General features: G+C 67.7%; 15 protein-coding genes. 2 read left to right on the top strand and 13 right to left on the bottom strand.

What is annotated here, in order from left to right; genetic code table 11:
• Positions 1-2 precede the first annotated feature (2 nt).
• Positions 3-1823 (bottom strand): lipid A export permease/ATP-binding protein MsbA, encoded by a 1821-nt coding sequence (gene msbA / locus PM1_RS01845; RefSeq protein WP_009613558.1) that lies wholly within the window; start codon positions 1821-1823, stop codon positions 3-5.
• A 99-nt stretch (positions 1824-1922) separates the two neighbouring features.
• Between msbA and PM1_RS01840 the strand changes: the two genes are divergently transcribed.
• Positions 1923-2567, top strand: a complete 645-nt coding sequence (locus PM1_RS01840) for a lipopolysaccharide kinase InaA family protein (protein WP_009613561.1) — start codon at positions 1923-1925, stop codon at positions 2565-2567.
• Positions 2564-3796, top strand: coding sequence for an O-antigen ligase family protein (locus PM1_RS01835; protein WP_009613563.1), 1233 nt, complete (start codon positions 2564-2566; stop codon positions 3794-3796). The genes PM1_RS01840 and PM1_RS01835 overlap by 4 nt, the downstream gene beginning before the upstream one ends.
• Here PM1_RS01835 and PM1_RS01830 read toward each other — a convergent pair.
• The 12 genes from PM1_RS01830 to ilvE all read right to left on the bottom strand — a co-directional run bounded on the left by PM1_RS01830 (position 3765) and on the right by ilvE (position 16855).
• Entirely contained in the window at positions 3765-4664 is a 900-nt protein-coding gene (locus PM1_RS01830; protein WP_009613565.1) for a glycosyltransferase family 2 protein, read from the bottom strand. The two genes, PM1_RS01835 and PM1_RS01830, sit on opposite strands and share 32 nt — an antisense overlap.
• Before the next feature lie 84 nt (positions 4665-4748).
• Positions 4749-5702: a glycosyltransferase family protein gene (locus tag PM1_RS01825; protein WP_009613567.1), complete on the bottom strand. Its 954-nt coding sequence runs from the start codon at positions 5700-5702 to the stop codon at positions 4749-4751.
• Between the two features lie 25 nt (positions 5703-5727).
• Positions 5728-6864 carry a glycosyltransferase gene (locus PM1_RS01820; RefSeq protein ID WP_009613568.1) on the bottom strand — a complete coding sequence of 379 codons (1137 nt, stop codon included), beginning with the start codon at positions 6862-6864 and terminating at the stop codon, positions 5728-5730.
• Positions 6848-8605: a carbamoyltransferase family protein gene (locus PM1_RS01815; protein WP_009613571.1), complete on the bottom strand. Its 1758-nt coding sequence runs from the start codon at positions 8603-8605 to the stop codon at positions 6848-6850. The genes PM1_RS01820 and PM1_RS01815 overlap by 17 nt, the downstream gene beginning before the upstream one ends.
• Positions 8606-8812: 207 nt before the next feature.
• Complete coding sequence (locus PM1_RS01810) at positions 8813-10297, bottom strand: lipopolysaccharide kinase InaA family protein (RefSeq protein WP_009613573.1); 1485 nt, start codon at positions 10295-10297, stop codon at positions 8813-8815.
• A complete protein-coding gene (locus PM1_RS01805; protein WP_009613575.1) occupies positions 10294-11049 on the bottom strand; it encodes a lipopolysaccharide kinase InaA family protein in 756 nt (251 codons plus the stop codon). The genes PM1_RS01810 and PM1_RS01805 overlap by 4 nt, the downstream gene beginning before the upstream one ends.
• Positions 11046-11780 (bottom strand): lipopolysaccharide kinase InaA family protein, encoded by a 735-nt coding sequence (locus PM1_RS01800; RefSeq protein WP_009613577.1) that lies wholly within the window; start codon positions 11778-11780, stop codon positions 11046-11048. Before PM1_RS01800 ends, PM1_RS01805 begins: the two co-directional genes overlap by 4 nt.
• Positions 11780-12586 (bottom strand): lipopolysaccharide core heptose(I) kinase RfaP, encoded by an 807-nt coding sequence (gene rfaP / locus PM1_RS01795; RefSeq protein WP_009613579.1) that lies wholly within the window; start codon positions 12584-12586, stop codon positions 11780-11782. The genes PM1_RS01800 and rfaP overlap by 1 nt, the downstream gene beginning before the upstream one ends.
• 48 nt (positions 12587-12634) lie before the next feature.
• Positions 12635-13756 carry a glycosyltransferase family 4 protein gene (locus PM1_RS01790; RefSeq protein WP_009613581.1) on the bottom strand — a complete coding sequence of 374 codons (1122 nt, stop codon included), beginning with the start codon at positions 13754-13756 and terminating at the stop codon, positions 12635-12637.
• Positions 13753-14820, bottom strand: a complete 1068-nt coding sequence (gene waaC, locus PM1_RS01785; RefSeq protein ID WP_009613583.1) for a lipopolysaccharide heptosyltransferase I — start codon at positions 14818-14820, stop codon at positions 13753-13755. Before waaC ends, PM1_RS01790 begins: the two co-directional genes overlap by 4 nt.
• Entirely contained in the window at positions 14817-15851 is a 1035-nt protein-coding gene (waaF, locus tag PM1_RS01780) for a lipopolysaccharide heptosyltransferase II (RefSeq protein WP_009613585.1), read from the bottom strand. Before waaF ends, waaC begins: the two co-directional genes overlap by 4 nt.
• 80 nt (positions 15852-15931) lie before the next feature.
• Entirely contained in the window at positions 15932-16855 is a 924-nt protein-coding gene (gene ilvE / locus PM1_RS01775) for a branched-chain-amino-acid transaminase (protein ID WP_009613587.1), read from the bottom strand.
• Between the last annotated feature and the right edge of the window lie 24 nt (positions 16856-16879).

Below are 16879 nucleotides of genomic sequence, written 5' to 3'. Positions count from 1 at the left end.
ATTCAGAGCGACTCGCCGATGCCGTCCTCGGCCGGCTCGTCGGCGAACTGCCTGGCGTGCAGGCGCGCGTAGTAGCCATTGAGGGCGATCAGCTCGTCGTGGGTGCCGCGCTCGACGATGTGGCCCTGGTCCATCACCAGGATCAGGTCGGCGCGCTCGATGGTGCTCAGGCGGTGGGCGATCACCAGGGTGGTGCGGCCCTCCATGACCTTCTCCAGGGCGGCCTGGATGTGCCGCTCGGACTCGGTGTCCAGCGCCGAGGTGGCCTCGTCGAGGATCAGCACCGGAGCGTCCTTGAGCAGCGCGCGGGCGATGGCCAGGCGCTGGCGCTGGCCGCCGGAGAGCATCACGCCGTTCTCGCCCACCTCGGTGTCGAAGCCTTCGGCCAGGCGGTCGATGAACTCGCGGGCGAAGGCATCCTCGGCGGCTTTCTCCACCGCGCTGCGCGGCTTGCTGGCGAGGTCGCCGTAGGCGATGTTGTTGAGCACGCTGTCGTTGAACAGGTTGACCTGCTGGGTGACCAGCGAGATGTGCTTGCGCAGGTTGCGCAGGCGGTAGTCCTCCACGTCCACGCCATCGAGGAGGATCTTGCCCTCGCTGTGGTCGTAGAAGCGCGGGATGAGGTTGGCCAGGGTCGACTTGCCGCTGCCGGAGCGGCCGACCAGGGCGACCATCTGCCCCGGCTCGACGCTGAAGTTGAGGTCGTTGAGCACGCGCTTGTCGGTGCCCGGGTAGCTGAAGCTGAGGTTCTTCACTTCCAGGCGGCCCAGCACGCGCTCCTTCTCCACGCTGCCGCGGTCCACCTCGGGCTGCTCGTCGAGCTGCTCGAAGATGCTCTCGGCGCCGGCCACGCCCTTCTGGATGGTGGAGCTGACCTCGGAGAGCTGGCGGATCGGCTTGGGCAGCAGGCCGGCCATGGAGATGTAGGCCACCAGGTCGCCGACGGTGGCATCGCCGCGCAGCAGCAGCACCAGGTACAGCAACACCGCCATGGCGCTGTAGATCACCAGTTGCAGCATCGGCGTGTAGATCGCCGAGGTCTTGTTCATGCGCAGGTTCTTGCTGGTGTTCTCGCTGCTCACCTGCAGGAAGCGCTCGCGCTCGTAGGCCTCGCCGCCGAAGCTGCGCACCACGCGGTAGCCCTGGATGGTCTCGGAGGAAACGTGGGTCACGTCGCCCATGGCCACCTGGATCTTCTTGCTCTGCTTGCGGAACTTGCGGCTGGCGCTGGTCACCATCAGGGCGATGACCGGCAGGATGGCGACCATCACCAGGGTCAGCTTCCAGTTCATGTACAGCAGCGAGAGGAACAGGAAGACCACGGTCATGCCTTCGCGGATCACCACCTTGATGGCGTCGGTGGCGGCGCCGGTGACCATGGTCACGTTGAAGGTGATGCGCGAGATCAGGTGCCCGGAGTTGTGGCTGTCGAAGTAACGGTTGGGCAGCGTCAGCAGGTTGTTGAACAGCGCCACCCGCAGGTCGTGCACCAGACCCAGGGAGACGCGGGCGATGTAGTAGTTGCCGAGGAAGGAGCCGATGCCCTGCCACACCGCGATCATCACCACCAGCAGCGGCACCGCGTAGAGCAGCGAGAGGTCGCGCAGCCAGGGCCAGGGCGCGTTGGGGAACAGCTTGGCGTCTGGGTGCGTCAGGCCGTCGACGAAGTACTTGAGGATGCCGGCCAGCATCGGCTGGGTGGCGGCGAAGATCAGGAAGCCGACGATGCTCAGGGCGAACATGCCCCAATAGGGCCGCACGTAGGTGAGCAGGCGGAAGTAGATCTTCAGGCTCGAGGGCTCTGCGGTGTCTTTGCCGGTCATGAAAGAATCGCACGCTGAAAAGGCCGGCGATTATAACACAGGCCTCTCGTTTGCCCGGCGCCTGGGCTACTATAGCCGGCCCCCGTCCAGGAAGCCGGTATGCAAGAGCTCGACCTACCCGCCTACGAATCGCTTCGCGCCGGCGCCACCGTGCTGGAAGCCGACAAGCACGGCGACAAGGTCCTGCGCCTGCCCGACGGCAACTTCGTCAAGCTGTTCCGGCGCAAGCGGCTGATCTCCTCGGCGGCGCTCTACCCCTACGCCCAGCGCTTCGCCGACAACGCCCGGGCGCTGCAGCGGCTGGGCATTCCCTGCCCCGAGGTGATCGGCGTCTACCGCGTGCCCGGCATCGCCCGCGACCTGGTGCACTACCGCCCGCTGCCGGGCCAGACGCTGCGCCAGCTGATCGCCGCCGGCCAGGCCGACGGCGCTCTGCGCGAGCGCCTGGGCGAGCTGATCGCCCGGCTGCACGAGCGCGGCGTGTACTTCCGTTCGCTGCACCTGGGCAACGTGGTGCAAACCCCGCAGGGCGAACTGGGGCTGATCGACATCGCCGACATGAAGACCCAGCGCCGCGCCCTCGGCCGCGCCCAGCGCAAGCGCAACTTCGCGCACATGCTGCGCTATGCGGAGGATCGGCAGTGGTTGCTGGCGGATGGCAACCAGGTTCTGCAAGCCTACCTGCACGAAAGCGACACTCACCTGACCGTCCAGGCGCTCCTGGGACAGACGTATCGACAATGACTGACGATGTAACCGGCTCCGCAACCATGGGCAGACGCCTGGCGGACTGCAAGCGTTTCCTGGCCTGCAACCTGCTGCCGCTCGGCTTGCTGATGCTGCTCACGGGGATGTTCTGGATAGGCGATCGCGGCGACTATCACCGCCTGTTCTATGTGTTCGTCGCCACCCCGACGCTGATCGCGCTGTTCCTCCGCCCCTCGCCATGGCGGGCCCTGCTGGGCAACCCACTGTTCATCTGCTTCGCGCTCTTCAGCCTGTACATGATGCTGACGCTGAGCTGGGCGGCCAGCCTCGATGACTCGCTCTCATCCCTGTTGAAACGGCCACTCTTCATAGCCCTGTTGTTCTTCTGCGTTGCGCTGGTCGCGATACAGCCATCATCGCGCCTGCAGCAGGTCCTGCACGCGGCTGCCTGGGTGGCCCTGCTCAGCGCCGTGCTGTCCCTTGGCTATTTCCTCTACAGCACGCGCCTGCACATCGCCGGTGAACGCTTCACCGGCTACGGCGCCCTCTATAACCCACTGCTGAGCGCCCATGTCTACGGCGCATTCGCGACCATCTGGCTGGGGCGCTGGTTCCTGGCCCGCTCGCCACTCTCGCCGGCGCCGGTCGTCGCGCTGCTGATCCTGGGCTTCCTGCTGTTCGTCACCGGCTCGCGCACGCCACTGACCGGCATAGTCGCCGCCCTGCTCTGGCTGCTCGTCGCCTGCAACCCTCGCCGAGGCGGCATGGCCCTTGCCGCGCTGGTGCTGCTCTGCGCCATCCAGTTCTGGCTTTATCCAGAGCTGATCGTCGAGCGCGGCGTCTCCTACCGGCCGACCATCTGGATGGACGCCCTGCGCCAGATCAGCGAACGCCCCTGGTTCGGCCATGGCTTCGGCCACCCCATCCACATACAGATTCCCGGCCTGCTCCTGGCCGACCCGCACAACATGGAGCTTGGTGTGCTCTATGCCGGCGGCGTCGTGGGCCTGGCGCTGTGGGCCGCGCTCTATGCCAGCGCCTTCGTCTTCGCCTGGCGCGAACGCCGCGACGCCGTGGTGCTGATCGCCTCGGGCTGGCTGGTCTTCGGGCTGGGTGCCGGGCTGACCGAAGGCATGGCCTTCCTGTCCCGGCCCAAGGAGCACTGGTTCCTGATCTGGCTGCCGCTGGCCTTCCTCTATGCGCAATGGGTGCGGCTGCGGCTGCAGCGCTCGTTCAGCGCAGCAGAAGGCGCAGGAGCCCCCTGAGAGTCTTGAGGTTCCAGTAGCGCAGCGGCATGTCTCGCAACAGCTGCCTGGCCAGCACCTTGTCGCGGTTGGCGCACTTGAGGAACATCGAATTGCGGTAGCGCATGCAGACCTGCTCGTAGGCCGGATGGTCGCGGAACTGGGCATAGGTGCGCAGCATGTTGTCGACCATGAACGGCAGGTTCTTGTAGGTGTTGGTGGGGTGCTTGCGGTACTGCGCCAGGACCTCGCCGAGGATGTCGATGAAGTAGCCGGCGCGGGTGATGGTCAGCTCGATGTAGACGTCTTCCAGACGGATTTCCGGATTGAAGCCGCCCACCTTCTCCAGCGCCTCGCGGCGGAACATCAGGGTCGCCGCCATGGGCCCCGGCTTGAGGTCGAGGAACATGTCCTCGAAATCCAGCCGGCGGAACGGCAGGTCGCGCTGGCGCTGTTCGCGCTCGGGCATGACCGCCCCGTGGGAGTCGATGATCTCGATGTTGCCGGCGCAGATACCCACTTCCGGCTTGCCACGCATGTACTCGACCTGCCGCTGGATGCGCTGCGGGAACATGATGTCGTCCGAGCCGAAGGGCACGATCAGGTTGCCGCGGGCCCGGGCTATCGTTTCGTTCAGCGTGCGGGAAAGCCCCTGGTTGGCCTGGATGCGCAGGTCGAAGCCCAGTTCCACCTGCAAGCGGCGCAGCAGCTCGGGGCTGCCGTCGGAGGAGCCGTCGTCCACCACCAGCAGCTCGATGTGCGGGTAGGTCTGGGCGATAACGCTGCGAATGCTTGCCTCAATGTAGGCGGCATGGTTGTAGGAGGCGATGATGACGCTGACCAGTTCCTGGTCATCGCCTCTGTTGGAATCCGCCGTACGAGACAGCATTCGGTCGTTCCCCTTGAAAATGAAAGAAGTATGGCGCTCGATGGGCGCCTTGGCGGGAGTGGATCTCCCTTTGGCTGCGCCAGCCTAGCCCAGGAGGCTGCGCAGTTTGTCCAGCCATCCGGCCGGCGGGTGTGGACGCAAGGGTGGCGTCATCGCCTCGACGATGCGCGCCCCGATCTGGCTGAAGCCGAAGCCTTCCTCGGCCAGCAGGCGGCCCTGGGCGGCGATGCGCGCCGCCAGCTCAGGGTCCTCGCGCAGCACCTGCAGCTTGCGGCGCAGCTCGGGGATGTCGCGGTAGAACACCACGTTGCGCATGTCCGCCAGGCCCAGCGCGCGGTTCTCCTCCTCGCCCTGGTCGTAGGCGAAAAGCACGCAGCCGCAGGCCATGGCCTCGAAGTTCTTGATCATGTATTCGCCCATGCCGACGTCCGCGCTGACGAAGAAGCGGATGCGGTTGAGCGTGTTCAGGTAATCCTCGCCGGAGTTGGTCTTGGTGACCAGCAGGTTCTCCACCTTGCCCAGCTCGTCCAGCAGCGCCTTGCGCCCGCTGTAGGCGACGCTGCCGGTGCTGCCGACGAAGGCCAGTTCGATGTCGCGCTCGCGGCCCAGGTCGTGGAGCAGGTCCTGGTCGTAGCCCTTGGGCACGAAGACGGCGTCGAAGCCCTCCTCGCGCAGGCGCCGGGCGACCACCGCGCCGGAGCTGATCACCCGCGCCCAGGGCATGCGCCGGTAGTGGGCGCTGAACTTGCCGGTGTACTTGCAGGGGATGTAGTTCTGGTAGGCATCGTGTTCGAGGATCACCAGGTTCGGCACGCTGGCGATGAAGGAAGCCTGGCGCATTTCCTTCTTGAAGCGCAGGAAGAACAGGATGCGGTCGTAGCGCGAGACGTCGACCTGCTCGCGGAAGTAGCGGCGCAGGTTGGCCTGCTCGTCGCTGCTCAACCAGCGCAGGTCGCAGTCGCAGTGCTCGGCGATGCCGTCGTAGAGGCGGTCGAGAATGGCGCGTTGTTCTTTCTGGACCAGGAACAGGACTTTCAAGATTCACCCTTGGCGGCAGCGGCCGTCATTCGGAAACGCCACGCGTCAGCGCACGGACCATCGGCAGGCTCCAGAACTCCCGGCGCACGGCCTCGTCGGAGAAGCGCTCATGCAGGCGCTCGTCCATCAGCCGGGCGCAGGCCTCGCGCTGCTGCCGGTCGAGCGCCGCCAGGTGCGCCAGGCCCTGGGCCAGGGCCGCGTCGTCGCGCAGCGGGAAGAGGATGCCCAGGCCCTCGACGATTTCGCCGGCGCCACCGCCGGCGGTGGAGATCAGCGGCACGCCGGCGGCCATGGCCTCCAGCAGGACCATGCCGAAGGGCTCATGGTCGGAACTCAGGGCGAACACGTCGAAGGCCTTGAAGTAGCGCCGCGCGTCCGGCACCTGGCCGAGGAACAGCACGCGCTCGGCGATGCCCAGCTCGCGGGCCAGCGCCTTGAGGTCTTCTTCCAGGCGGCCCTTGCCGAGGATCGCCAGCAGCGCGTTCGGCGGCAGTTGCGGCAGGGCCGCGGCGAAGCCGCGCAGCAGCGTGGCCTGGTCCTTGTCCGGGTGCAGGCGGCCGACGTTGCCGACCACCCAGGCGTTGTCCGCCAGGCGCAGGTGCTGGCGCGCCGGGTAACGCTCCACCTGCTCGGCCTGCAGGGCGTCGACGTCGACGCGGTTGTACAGCGTCTCGATGCGCTCCGCCGGCCAGGCCGGCAGGCACTGGCGCAGTTCGTCGCGCACGGCGTTGGACACCGCCAGCAAGCTCAGGCGCTTGGCGAACAGCTTGGCGAACAGCTTGCGGCCAAGCCGGCGGTAGTCACCGAAGCCATGGTGCACGCCGATCACCGGCAGGCGCGTGCCGAGCATGGCGACCCAGGTGGGCTTGAAGCGATGGGCGATGCAGAAGCGGAAGTCCCGCGAGCGGGCGATCTCGCGCAGGTCGCGGATGGCGCGCAGCTTGAGGCCGCGCACGTCCTTCGAGCTGTAGTCGAGGAACAGCACCTCGTCGCTGGCGCAGCCGGCGGCCACCTCGGCGTCGGGCGCGCCGGTGAGGAACACCGTGGTCACCCGGTAGCCGGTGCCGGCGAACAGGCTGGCGTACTGGCGGGCGCAATCCAGGAAGGGCCCGTCATAGCCGTGGCAGAACTGCAGGACCCGCGGTTCAGCCGAGCGAGTCATAGGCCGCCGCGCCTTCCTTGACCACCAGGATGTCCTGCATGATCAGGTATTGCAGGTCCGAACCGTAGAACATGTTCAGCGCGTCGGTCGGCGAGCAGATCATCGGCTCGCCGCGGCGGTTCAGCGAAGTGTTCAGCGCCACGCCGTTGCCGGTGAGTTTCTCCAGCTCCTTCATCAGGTCGTAGTAGCGCGGGTTGAACTCGCGCTTGAGCACCTGGGCGCGGGAGGTGCCGTCCTCGTGGACGACTTCCGGCACGCGGGTCTTCCACTCTTCGTTGACTTCGAAGGTGAAGGTCATGAACGGTGCCGGGTGGTCGATCTTGAACATCTGCGGGCCGACGGTATCCAGCATCGACGGGCAGAAGGGCCGCCAGCGCTCGCGGAACTTGATCTGCGCGTTGATGCGGTCGGCCACGCCCGGCACGCTCGGGCAGCCGAGGATGGAGCGCCCGCCGAGGGCGCGCGGGCCGAACTCCATGCGGCCCTGGAACCAGGCCACCGGGTTGCCGTCGGCCAGCACCTTGGCGATGGTTTCGGGCACGTTGTCGATCTTGCGCCAGGCCGGCTTGGCCTCGTGGCGGGCGCAGGCGGCGATGACGTCTTCGTTGCTGTATTCCGGGCCGAGGTAGACGTGTTCCATCTTCTCCACAGGCACGCCGCGTTCCCAGGACACGTAGGCGGCGGCGCCCACCGCGGTGCCGGCGTCGCTGGCCGCGGGCTGCACGTACAGCTCCTTGACCTCGGGGCGGGCGATGATCTTCTGGTTCAGCTTGACGTTCAGCGCGCAGCCGCCGGCGAAGGCGATCTTGCCGGTTTCGCGGAGGATGTCGCCCAGGTAGTAGTCCATCATCTCCAGCGCCAGCTTCTCGAACAGCGCCTGGATGCTGGCGGCGTAGTGGATGTACGGGTCGTCGGCGATGTCGCCTTCGCGTTTCGGGCCCAGCCACTCGATCAGCTTGGGCGAGAAGTAGTAGCCCTTGCCCTTTTCCTTGTAGCGGCGGAAGCCGATGACGTTGGCGTAGTCGGTGTTGATGATCAGCTCGCCGTTCTCGAACTTGGCCAGGCGCGAGAAATCGTACTTGCTGGCGTCGCCGTAGGGCGCCATGCCCATGACCTTGAACTCGCCGTCGAGCATGTCGAAGCCGAGGTACTCGGTGATCGCGCCGTACAGCCCGCCCAGGGAATCCGGGTCGTAGAACTCCTTGATCTTGTGGATCTTGCCGTTCTCGCCGTAGCCGAAGAAGGTGGTGGCGTACTCGCCCTTGCCGTCGATCCCGAGGATCGCGGTCTTCTCCTTGAAGCCGGAGCAGTGGTAGGCGCTGGAGGCGTGGGCCAGGTGGTGCTCCACCGGCTGGATCTTGACCTTCTTCAGGTCGAAGCCCAGTTGCTGCAGGCACCACTGGATGCGCTTGTAGTAGCGCTTGTAGCGGCGGTTGCCGAGCAGGATGGCGTCCAGCGCGCGGTCCGGGGCGTAGGCGTAGCGCTTGGCATAGTGCCAGCGGGCCTTGCCGAACAGGCTGATGGGGGCGAAGGGAATGGCCACCACGTCGACGTCGGCGGGCTTGATGCCGGCCTGCTCCAGGCAGAACTTGGCCGACTCGTAGGGCATGCGGTTCTTCGCGTGCTTGTCGCGGACGAAGCGCTCTTCTTCGACCGCCGCGACCAGCTTGCCGTCGATGTACAGGGCGGCGGAAGGGTCATGGCTTACGGCGCCGGACAGGCCGAGGATGGTCAATGACACGGGTAAGAGCCTCTTTGAAAGCAGCTGGAAGCTTGAAGCCGGAAGCTTGAAGCAACAGCGGTGTTCGTCATAGCCCCTGGGGGCTTTCGTCTTCCGGCGTCAAGCCTCGGGCTTGACGCTGGGATAAATTGTCTTAGAAGCAGTTGGAAGCTTGAAGCCGGAAGCTTGAAGCCCAAAACACCAGCGCCAACCTCCAGGCTCTTGCTTTCAGCTTCCAGCTTCCAGCTTCCAGCTGCTTTTAGGTATTCGCTCATCCAGCAACCGGTGCAGCGCGCTGCCCTGCGGCCAGTTGCGCAGGAAACGTGCGCGGTCGCGGGCATAGGCGCGCTCGAAACTGGCCTGGCCGTGGTGCTTGTGCATGGCGTCGAGGTCGATCAGCGCCCAGCGCCCCGCATCGCCTTCCCCCTGCCAGAACAGGTTGTGGCCCTTGAGGTCGCCGTGGCTGATGCGCTCGCGCCGCAGCGCCGCGAACAGGCTGTCCAAGGCCTTGAGTTCGGCCTCCGGCGGCATGCCGGCCCCGTCCGGATCGTCCAGATGGGGTTTGAAACGGGCAATTATATCCTGCCCGGCCAGGTAATCGGTAATCAGGAAGGCCGGCCCGCGCAGCCACAGCCAGCGCCGTTCCAGCACCGCCAGGGGTTTCGCCGTGGCGATGCCTAGGGCTTCCAGACGGTTGCCCTCGCGCCAGGAGGCCCAGGCGCGGCTGGGGCGCCAGAAGCGCTTTAGCCAGTGCAGCAGGTTCTTGATGTTGTAACGCTTGACTACCAGCGGGCGACCATCCAGTTCCACTTTCGCCACGGTAGCGGCACCGCCGGTCTTGTAGACATGCCCCCGGTCAATGAAAGCGTCCGGCTCGGCCAGCAGCGGCGCCAGGCCGGCTTCCTCTTCGCGGCGCACCGCGCGCAGGCCGAAGGCGCCGCGGCGCACGCTGAACAGGCTGCAGTCGCGGCCGATCTTCTTCAGCAGGTCGGCGACGCGCCAGCGGCGCACCCGGGCGATCTCCTTCTGCAGGGCCTCCAGCGGCAGCGCATGCTCGCCGTTGACCAGCAGGTAGTGCACCAGCAGTTCTTCGAGGAAGGGATCGAGGCTGGCCGGCAGTTGGGCGAAGAACACCCCGAGGTTTTCCAGCACGTGCTTGCGCGACAGCGGCTGGCCGGGCGTTTCGGCGCGGATGCCGGCGCCGTCGATCAGGTATAGGCGGCCGTCGTGGCGCAGCAGGTTGTCCAGGTGCAGGTCTTCCTGCCAGAGGCCCTTGGCGTGCAGTTCGGCGATGGCCGCCAGGGCCTCGCCGAGCACCGCCTGCTGGGCGTCGGACAGCGCCGGCTCGGCTTCCACCGCGCGCCAGGCGTCGCCCAGGCTGTGGGCGTCGTCGAGGAATTCGAAGAGCAGCCAGCCGCCCTCGCCTTCGCGCAGGCCGTCGGCCAGCAGCAGCGGCGTGGTCAGGCCCTGTTCGGCGAGCAGGCGCACGCCGGCCAGCTCGCGCTGGAAGTGCCGCGCGGCCTTGCCGCCGACCAGCAGCTTGGCCAGCACCTGGCGCCCGCGCCAGTTGCCTGCGCCGACGTAGCGCCGGCCCGGCAGCACGCGCAGCAGGCTGTCCAGGCGCAGTTCGGCGGGGCCGGCGCCATCGGCCAGTTCCAGTCGCAGCGGCAGCGTCGGCTGGCGCCCGGCGCTTCGCAGTTCGCCCAGCCTCACCCGCGTTTCTCCTTCTTGCGCCGGCGCGCGCCCAGGCGCTTGTACCAGTGGTCCACCTCGGCGCCGCTGGCCGCGCTGCCCAGATAGGCAGCTAGCAGCTGGCGCACGTCCACCTCGCTCCAGTCCGGCGCGCGGCGCAGCAGCGGTTCCAGGTCCTTGACGCGGTCGCGCAGGCCGAACCACAGCGGGCGGGTCTTCTCCAGGTCGATCAGGCAGGCCTGGAAGCCGTCCTCGGCCTCCCGCAGGAAGATGTGCTTGGGATAGAAGCAGCCGTGCATCTGCCCGGCCTCGTGCAGGCGCCGGGCGAGCATGCCGCAGGCGTGCAGGATGGCCTGGCGGCGCTCCGCCGGCAGGCCGGACCAGTCCTTCAGCCAGGCGTCCAGGTCGCGCCAGCCGTCCAGCGCGCGGGTCACCAGGATGGCGCGGCGCTCGCCGCCCTCGCGGCGTTCGCCGAAGAAGGCCGCCTGCAACGCCGGGATGCCCAGTTGCTGGTAGCGCTGGATGTTGCGGAACTCGCGGGCGAAGGTCGGCTCGCCGCCCGGGCGCAGCAGGCTGCGCGTGAGGTGGTTGCTCTGCCGCTTGAGGTAGTAGGCGCCGCCGTCCAGCTCCAGGCGGAACACGCAGCTCATGCCGCCGCGCTCGGTGTTGGGCTCGTCCACCGCCTCCAGCGGCAGCGTCCAGAGCGCGTCGAAGTCGGCCAGGCCCTGGCTGTGCAGGCGCTCGCGGTCGTCGTCGGCGATGAAGTCGTTCACTCGCGTCCCTCGTAGAAATGGGCGATGCGCCGCACGCGGACCTTGTCCGAGGCGTTCAGCCGCTCGCGCCGGCGGTACTGCAGGTAGAAGCGCAGGCGCTGGGTGGCGGAAAGGTGGTACTTGGCCACCTTGTCCAGGGTCGCCAGGTCCTTGGTCACGCGGTGGCGCAGCATGAAACTGACCCAGTAGTTGCCGATCGGGCAGTCGATGAAATACACGGTGCCGGCGGCGTCGACCAGGATGTTGCGCCACTTCAGGTCGTTATGGGTGAAGTGGTGGTCATGCATCAGCCGCGTGTGCGCCGCCAGTTGCCGGCTGACGTGGTCGACCCAGGCGCGGTCGCGCAGGCGCGGGTCGTCGCGCCGGGCCAGCGCGGCCAGGTCCTCGGTGCCCGGCACTTCGCGGGTGACCATGGCGCCGCGGACGAAGGCGCCGTGCTTGCGCTCCAGGCCCCAGGCCACCACTTCGGCGGTGGGGATGCCCCACTTGGCGAACTGCTTGAGGTTCTGCCACTCGGCCTTGATCCGCGGCCGCGCGAGGTAGCGGTGGTAACCCTTGCCGGCGCTGTTGTAGCGCTTGACGTAGTAGCGCACGCCGTCGCGCTCGATGCGGATCACTTCGGACTTGGGGTCCTTGGTCAGGCGCTCGCCCTCAAGGGCGAACACCGCGTCCAGGCTACCGAAGTCGGCGGACAGGTGGCTGTAGGCGGGTTCCAGGGTCCAGCCCGACATCAGAGCAGGTCTCCGTAGCGCTGCTTGCGATCGTAGAGTTTGGCGGCCTTGCGCTCCATCCAGGCGAGCAGAGCGGCCTCCTCGCGGAGGATGTCGCGCAGCGGCTTGCGGAAGTAACCGCGCAGGAAGCGTAGCTTGTCGCGTTGCGTCAGGCCGATGTCCAGCGCCGAGAAGTACAGCGCGGCCAGGTCCTTGTCGCGCCAGCGCCGCGGCGTGGCGGCGCGGGTCTGGGCGCGGTGCAGGTCGATCACCGACAGGCGCAGGTCGTCGGGCGTCGGCGGGCGATCGGTGTGCAGCAGGAAGTGGCAGATGTAGCAGTCGCGGTGGTTCACCCCGGCGCGGTGCATGGTGCCGACCATCTTCGCCACTTCGTCGATCAGCGCGCGCTTGAAGCGCGGCGCAGGCGGCTCGCGCAGCCAGTTCAGCGACAGCTGTTCGAGGTCGATGGTGGGGGCCAGTTCCTCGGTGACGATGAAGGAATGCTGGCGCGCCGGGTCGCCGCCGCGCTCGCCGTAGGCCACCGCGGTCATGGTCGCCACGCCGGCCTGGTGCAGGCGCTCCAGGGCGCGTTGCTCCTGGCCGGCGCCAAGCACCGGAAGCTTGGCGCTGAGCAGGTTCTTGAAGATTTCGCCCCAGCCGATGCCGCGGTGGATCTTGACGAAGTAGCCGCGGCCGTCGACCTCGGTGCGCAGGGTGCGGCGGCCTTCCAGCTCGCGGTAGACCTTGCCCTGCAGGCGCTCGACCTCGACGAAGGGGTCCTTGCCGGCCCACAGGCTCCTGAACGGCTCGCGCAACTCAAGCTTCATGGGCGCCCGCCTTTCGTAGGAGCCCGGGGAAGCCGGGGAGAGGGGTGCTCATGGGCGCTCCTGCAGGATCACGTCCGCGGCGTGCTGCGGCATGGAGTACAGGTCCGCCGTGTCGGCGAAGGCCAGGCCGTTGCGCGACCAGGCGGCGCGCGCCGCGTCGTCCCGGAGCATCTCCGCGAGCATGCGGTTGAAGGCGTCCTGCTCGAAGGGCGACGGCACCACGCGGCCGGCGTCGGCTTCGGCGATGTAGTGGGCGTAGCCGCAGACGTCAGTGACCAGCACCGGCAGCCCGGCGACCACCGCCTCCAGCAGCACGGTGCCGGTGTTCTCGTTGTACGCCGGGTGGATCAGCAGGTCGGCGCCGAGCAGGAAGCGCGGGATGTCGCTGCGGCCCTTGAGGATCTGCACGTGGTCCGACAGGCCCAGGGCCTTCACCTGCAGCAGGAAGGGCTTGGGATCGTCCTGGCCGATGGCGATCAGCCGGGTGCGCTTGCGCAGGTCCCGCGGCAGCGCCGCCAGGGCCTTGAGGCTGCGGTCCAGGCCCTTGGTCTTGAAGCCCGAGCCGATCTGCACCAGCAGCAGGTCGTCGTCGGCCAGCTTGAATTCGCGGCGGAAGTCGGCGCGGATTTCCGCGGCGTTGGCCGGCGCCCGGCGGTCCAGGGCGATGCCCGGGGGCAGCAGGTGGAAGCGCTCGATCGGGGTGTGGTAGTGCTTGATGAACAGCGGCTGCTGCACCTCGGAGATCATCAGCACCTCGGTCTTCGACTCGGGGGCGAACACCGCCCGCTCGTAGTCGGCGAAGTGCTTGTAGCGGCCCCAGCGGCGGTAGATGGGGTTGCGCAGGGTCTGTGCCTTGTCTTCGAAGCAGCCGTCGGCGGCGTAGTAGACGTCGAGGCCCGGCATCTTGTTGAAGCCGATCACCCGGTCCACCGGGTCGCGCGCCAGGTCGGCGGCCAGCCAGGCGCTGAATTTCTCGTTGCGGCGGTGGTTGAACAGCGCCTTGACCGGCGCCACGCGCACGTCGAAGCCGGGCGGCACCTCGCCTTCCCAGATCGGCGTGTAGACGCGGATGGCGTGGCCGCGCTTCTGGCATTCCAGGGCGATGCGCATGAAGTCGCGCTGCAACCCGCCGAAGGGGAAGTACTTGTACAGGACGAAAGCCAGTTTCATCGAAGCGTCTCCGGGGCCAGCAGCAGCGCCTCCAGTTGCAGCGCCACGCGCTGCGGGTTCAGGCGCGTGAAGCACAGGGGCTGCTCTTGCCGCAGGTCGAACTGGCGCTTGTCTTCGGCCGTCGGCTGGTAGGTGCAGGTCTTCTGCAGGCAGGGTGCGCAGGGCCAGTCGCTGGCCAGATGCACCTGGGAACGCCCGTAGGCGCCAGTCAGCCCGGGATTGGTCGGGCCGAACAGCGACAGCGTCGGCACGTCCAGGGCGGCGGCCAGATGTCCGAGCCCGGTGTCCACCGCCACGCAAGCGGAAGCGCCGGCCAGGACCTTGGCCATGCCTGCGAGGGATAATTTGGGGAGCACCGAGGCGTTTTCCAAGCCCTGGGCGATGCGCTCGGCGCGCTGGCGCTCGTTGTCGTTGCCCCAGGGCAGGCGCACCGACCAGCCGCGCTCGCCCATGCGCTCGGCCAGCTCGCGCCAGTAGGCCTCGGGCCAGTGCTTGGTGACCCAGGTGGTGCCGTGCAGGAAGACCAGATAAGGCTCGCCGGCGCTCCCGTCGATCAGCAGGCCGCGGTCCAGGCCGTAATCGCCGACGCCCGCCGGCAGCGGGTAGTCCAGCGCCTGGGCGAACAGCTGGCGCACGCGCTCCACCGCGTGCTGGCCCCAGGCGACCGGGTAGCCACGGTCGTAGAAGCGGCTGGCCGCCGGCTCGCGCGCGGATTCCCTGTCCAGCCCGGCGACCGGCACCTTCTTCGCGTAGCGCGTCAGCCAGGCGCTCTTGAGCAGGCCCTGGGCGTCGATCACCAGGTCATAGTCGACCTCGCGCAGGCGCTTCTTGAAACGCCGCCACTCGCCATTCTTCAGGGTCTGCCAGAGGTTCTTGCGCCAGCGCCGGATGGCCACCGGGATGACCTGGGCCACCGCCGGGTGCCAGGCCGGGATCTCGGCGAAGCCTTCCTCCACCACCCAGTCGAACTGGATGCCGGGGATGGCCCGGGCGGCGTCGGTGAGCGCCGGCAGGGTATGGATGACGTCGCCCAGGGACGACGTCTTGATCAGCAGTACCCTCATTCGACGTCGACCGGGTCCGCGACCAGGCGGTCGAGCGCCTGCAGCACCATCGACGGCGGCAGCTCGCGCAGGCAGTTGTAGTGGCCGAAGCGGCACACGCGGTCGAAGCAGGGGCTGCATTCCAGGCCCAGGCGGACGATTTCCACGGCATCGGCCAGCGGCGGGGTGAACTGCGGCGAGGTGGAGCCGTAGACCGCCACCAGCGGGCGGTTCAGCGCGGCGGCCACGTGCATCAGGCCGGAGTCGTTGCTGACCACGGCGCAGGCGCAGGACATCAGGTCGATGGCCTCGGCCAGGGCGGTTCCGCCGGCGAGGTTGACCGACTCCTCGCGCAGGCCGGGGATCAGCCGCGAGCGGATGTCCTCGCCGCCGGGGTGGTCGTTCTTCGAGCCGAAGATCCACACCTGCCAGCCGGCGCGGATCTTCGCCTCGGCGACCTTGGCGTAGAACTCCGCCGGCCAGCGCTTGGCCTCGCCGAACTCGGCGCCGGGGCACAGCGCCAGCACCGGGCGGTCCAGGCTCAGGCCGAACGTGGCCAGGGCCGCGTCGCGACTGGCCGGGTCGATGGCCAGGCGCGGCTGCGGGTAGGGCTTGGGCAGCTCGGCGCCCGGCGGGTAGGCCAGGGCCATGAAGCGCTCGATCATCAGCGGGTAGCGCGCCTTGTCGAGCTTGCGCACGTCGTTGAGCAGGCCGTAGCGCATCTCGCCCTTCCAGCCGGTGCGCCTGGCGATGCCGGCGAAGAACGGCACCAGCGCGGACTTGAGCGAGTTGGGCAGGAGGATGGCCTGGTCGTACCGGCCGGCCAGGGACTTGCCGATGCGCCGGCGCGCGGCGATGTCGAGCACGCCGTGGCCGAGCGGGAAGCTCAGGGCCTGGCGCACTTCGGGCATGCGTTCGAGGATCGGCCGGCTCCAGTCGGGCGCCAGCACGTCGATCTGGCAGTCGGGGTGTTCGCGCTTCAGGCACTCGAAGAGCGTCTGCGCCATCACCATGTCGCCGACCCAGGAGGGACCTACGATCAGAATGTTCATAAGCTGGAGGCTGAAAGCTCGAAGCTGGAAGCCTGTCTGGAACCGCGTTGGCTTCCGACTTCAGGCTTCCAGCTTCCGGCTCATTTGACCAGAGTGCGCCACTCCGGATGGGCGCTGGTCTTGCCGGTGACCAGGTCGAAGTAGGCTTTCTGCAGTCGCTCGGTCACCGGGCCGCGGCGGCCGATGCCGATCTGCCGGCCGTCCACCTCGCGGATCGGGGTGACTTCGGCGGCGGTGCCGGTGAAGAAGGCCTCGTCGGCGATGTACACCTCGTCGCGGGTGATGCGCTTCTCCACCACCCTGATGCCCAGCTCGTCGGCCAGGGTCAGCACGGTGTTGCGGGTGATGCCGTTCAGGCAGGCGGTGACTTCCGGGGTGTAGATCACGCCGTCCTTGATGATGAAGATGTTCTCGCCCGAGCCCTCGGCCACGTAGCCTTCGGGGTCCAGCATCATGGCCTCGTCGGCGCCGCCGGAGATGGCTTCCTGCAGGGCCAGCATCGAGTTGATGTAGGCGCCGTTGGACTTGGCGCGGGTCATGGAGATGTTCACGTGGTGGCGGGTGAAGGAGCTGGTGCGTACCTTGATGCCCTGCTCCAGGGCGTCGTCGCCCATGTAGGCGCCCCAGTGCCAGGCGGCGACTATCACGTGGACCTTCAGGCCGGCGGCGCGCAGGCCCATGCCTTCGCTTCCGTAGAACACCATCGGACGGATGTAGGCGCTTTCCAGGTTGTTCTCGCGGACCGCGGCGCGGGTCGCTTCGTTGATCTCTTCCTTGGTGAACGGCATCTTCATGTTCATGATGTGCGCCGAGTCGAAGAGACGGTCGGTGTGGGCCTGCAGGCGGAAGATCGCGGTGCCCTGCGGGGTGTTGTAGGCGCGCACGCCCTCGAACACGCCCATGCCGTAGTGCAGGGTGTGGGTCAGAACGTGGGTGGTCGCGTCGCGCCACTGCACCAGTTCGCCGTCATACCAGATCACGCCATCACGATCGGCCATCGACATATTTGCCAGCTCCTCACAGAAATT

This window comes from Pseudomonas sp. M1 (genome assembly GCF_022760135.1).
Classification (GTDB): domain Bacteria; phylum Pseudomonadota; class Gammaproteobacteria; order Pseudomonadales; family Pseudomonadaceae; genus Pseudomonas; species Pseudomonas citronellolis.
Note: the sequence above shows the minus strand (reverse complement) of the source record. Positions and strands in the feature narration are given on the sequence as shown.

Bases quoted from the DNA above. Each gene is read 5' to 3' on its own strand.
- msbA (WP_009613558.1), bottom strand. From the start codon at position 1,823: ATGACCGGCAAAGACACCGCAGAGCCCTCGAGCCTGAAGATCTACTTC.
- PM1_RS01840 (WP_009613561.1), top strand. From the start codon at position 1,923: ATGCAAGAGCTCGACCTACCCGCCTACGAATCGCTTCGCGCCGGCGCC.
- PM1_RS01835 (WP_009613563.1), top strand. From the start codon at position 2,564: ATGACTGACGATGTAACCGGCTCCGCAACCATGGGCAGACGCCTGGCG.
- PM1_RS01830 (WP_009613565.1), bottom strand. From the start codon at position 4,664: ATGCTGTCTCGTACGGCGGATTCCAACAGAGGCGATGACCAGGAACTG.
- PM1_RS01820 (WP_009613568.1), bottom strand. From the start codon at position 6,864: ATGACTCGCTCGGCTGAACCGCGGGTCCTGCAGTTCTGCCACGGCTAT.
- PM1_RS01800 (WP_009613577.1), bottom strand. From the start codon at position 11,780: ATGTCGGGCTGGACCCTGGAACCCGCCTACAGCCACCTGTCCGCCGAC.
- rfaP (WP_009613579.1), bottom strand. From the start codon at position 12,586: ATGAAGCTTGAGTTGCGCGAGCCGTTCAGGAGCCTGTGGGCCGGCAAG.
- PM1_RS01790 (WP_009613581.1), bottom strand. From the start codon at position 13,756: ATGAAACTGGCTTTCGTCCTGTACAAGTACTTCCCCTTCGGCGGGTTG.
- waaC (WP_009613583.1), bottom strand. From the start codon at position 14,820: ATGAGGGTACTGCTGATCAAGACGTCGTCCCTGGGCGACGTCATCCAT.
- waaF (WP_009613585.1), bottom strand. From the start codon at position 15,851: ATGAACATTCTGATCGTAGGTCCCTCCTGGGTCGGCGACATGGTGATG.
- ilvE (WP_009613587.1), bottom strand. From the start codon at position 16,855: ATGTCGATGGCCGATCGTGATGGCGTGATCTGGTATGACGGCGAACTG.